This is a genomic window from Rhodococcus sp. P3_B8 (assembly GCF_056402775.1).
In genome coordinates this window covers 1-2,182 of the sequence record NZ_JBFUGT010000567.1, presented here as the reverse complement: position 1 = coordinate 2,182, position 2,182 = coordinate 1, and the positions used below count along the sequence as shown (strand labels likewise).

Here is a 2,182-nt window from a genome sequence, read left to right as displayed (position 1 = left end):
GCGCTCCATACACCGAGAGTGGCACATGAGACATTGCTTGTCTAGCGTCTCACCCAAATTGATGACGGTACTGTCTACTGGTGGCTGCAAGGACTGGAAACGACCCCGCGACCGACGTCCGCTCGACGATCCTCACCGCAGCGGAGACGTGTTTCGAACGCTTCGGAATCACGAAGACGACCATGGAAGACGTCGCTCGCGCAGCGGATATGTCCCGCGCGACCGTCTACAGATACTTCTCGGACCGCGAGAGTCTGATCATCGAGTCGGTCGCGCGGCGCGCGCGCAAGAACATGAAGCCGGCCCGGGCCTTCATCGCGAAGTGGCCCACCATCGAGGAGCGCCTCGTCGAGGGCATCTGCAACAACGTCGAGAGCGGTCTCCTGGACCCCATGGTTCACCTGCTCGTTTCGCCGTCGGAGATGACACTGGCGAACTCGCTGCTGACCACGTCGGGCAAGGCCGTCGAACTCACGAGCGAACTCTGGGAGCCGATCCTGCGCGACGCCCAGGAGGCCGGCGACATCCGCGCCGACGTCGATCTGGCACTGCTCTGCGAGTGGATCTCCGAACTCGAGATCATGTGCATCAGCCAACTCAACGGCGGCACCGGCTCATTGGAACGGTTCCGCGAGAAGCTACGCGCCTTCCTCGTCCCTTCCCTGCTGCCCGCCGGCAACTGAGACCGCGAGGGACGCCGCGAACGGCGGCTGGAACTACGGCAGGAAGGCAGGCAGGACGAACTGCCTCATCATCTGGCGGTGCGAGGGATCGCTCGGATCTGAATTGTCCAGCCGCGGTGCAAGCATCAGCGTCAAGCCTCGCACTGAGACAACGCGCTCTGGTGCCGGCCCGGCCACGGGTTGGCACTAGAGAGCGGGGTGTTCAAGCCCTACCCGGTGGCGTCACAGGGACTACTGGTCCTGTGGCCCGCCCCTGTTCGTCCAGGATGTGTCCCAGGTGTTTCCCGATCTGCATGACCACCGACCGGTCCGCCACCCGCGATCCAGGCAAAATCTTCTCGAGGAGCAGTTCGAACCGGTGGACGTCGTTCAGGGTGCGCAACCAGACGGCCATGATCAGGTTGTATTYGCTGGCCACGAGTACCGCCAACCGCACCTCCTCGATCCGGCCCAGCGACGTCCTCAACCGTTCGATCAGCGGCGCGGGAACCTGCATGAAGTACCAGGCGTAGATCGGCCACTCGGAGTAGGTCCGGGCGATGTCGGTGCGCAGCAGGAGCGATCCGTCTCGCCGCATCGTCGCGATCGCGTCGGTGATGCGCTGATTGCTGACGCCGGCGCGTTCGGCGATCGCCGTGGTGGCCGCGCGGCCGTCGATGCCGAGTTCGTGATGGATCACGCGTTTCAGGTCGGGTGAGACGGTCCGTGCGGCGCGGGGGCGCGGCGGGCGGGGGCCGGGGACCCGGGCGGCCTGTGCCGCGGACAGCGTGCGCAGCCGCCAGTTCCCGGCTTCGAAGAGCACCTCGGTGATGAGGTGGGTCCGGGCTCGCCGGATCTCCGGATACTCCCCGAGCCGATGAAGCAGGAACTGCGACGTCTCCGCCGAATCCTGCGCCATCAGCGTGAGTAGGAGGTCGCGGCCGCCCGCCGTGAAGTCGATACCGGCGACCACCGGATCTTCCGACATGGCCTCTGCCGTTGCGGCGGACTGTCCTGGTGCGCATTCGATTTCAACCAGAGCACCACGACCCGGCGTCCCGGCATCGTAGCCGGTGACCCAGATCAGACCGGTGTCGCGCAGCCGCTGATACCGCCGCGACAACGTCACGGGGTCAACGGCCAGGATCGGCGCGAGCACCTTCCAAGATGCCCGCGGCTCGATCTGCAATGCATGTATGAGACCGAAGTCGACATCATCTGGCTCGTAATCCTGCATGATTGGTCCTTTTGTACCGAGAAAGCTGCAAATTTACACGACGGAATTCACGTCGGGTCACTCTTCCACCAGTCACTTTCCGCTGATCCTCTTGGAGTCCACATGAGTTCTTCGCGCCACCTCCAGGGAAGCGACGCTGCCACGGCAGCGGTCGGATTCCTCGTGGTCATGGAGTTCGCCAGCGGCCTGCTGCAGGGGTGGTTCTCCCCGCTGCTGCCCGCCATCGGCGAACGTTTCGACGCGTCGTCCGCCGCCTTGAACTGGGTGAGCGCAATGTATCTGC

At 64.4% G+C, this 2,182-nt stretch carries 2 protein-coding genes and 1 pseudogene; 2 read left to right on the top strand and 1 reads right to left on the bottom strand.

Annotated features, from left to right (window positions below):
* The first annotated feature begins 80 nt into the window (after window positions 1-80).
* Window positions 81-683, top strand: a complete 603-nt coding sequence (locus AC1D1G_RS44620) for a TetR/AcrR family transcriptional regulator (protein WP_477956875.1) — start codon at window positions 81-83, stop codon at window positions 681-683.
* Between the two features lie 202 nt (window positions 684-885).
* Here the strand turns inward: AC1D1G_RS44620 and AC1D1G_RS44615 are convergent, their stop codons facing one another.
* Window positions 886-1,899: an Lrp/AsnC family transcriptional regulator gene (locus tag AC1D1G_RS44615; protein ID WP_477956874.1), complete on the bottom strand. Its 1,014-nt coding sequence runs from the start codon at window positions 1,897-1,899 to the stop codon at window positions 886-888.
* A 102-nt stretch (window positions 1,900-2,001) separates the two neighbouring features.
* Between AC1D1G_RS44615 and AC1D1G_RS44610 the strand changes: the two are divergent.
* A pseudogene (locus AC1D1G_RS44610) lies at window positions 2,002-2,182 on the top strand (MFS transporter); the annotation flags it as partial.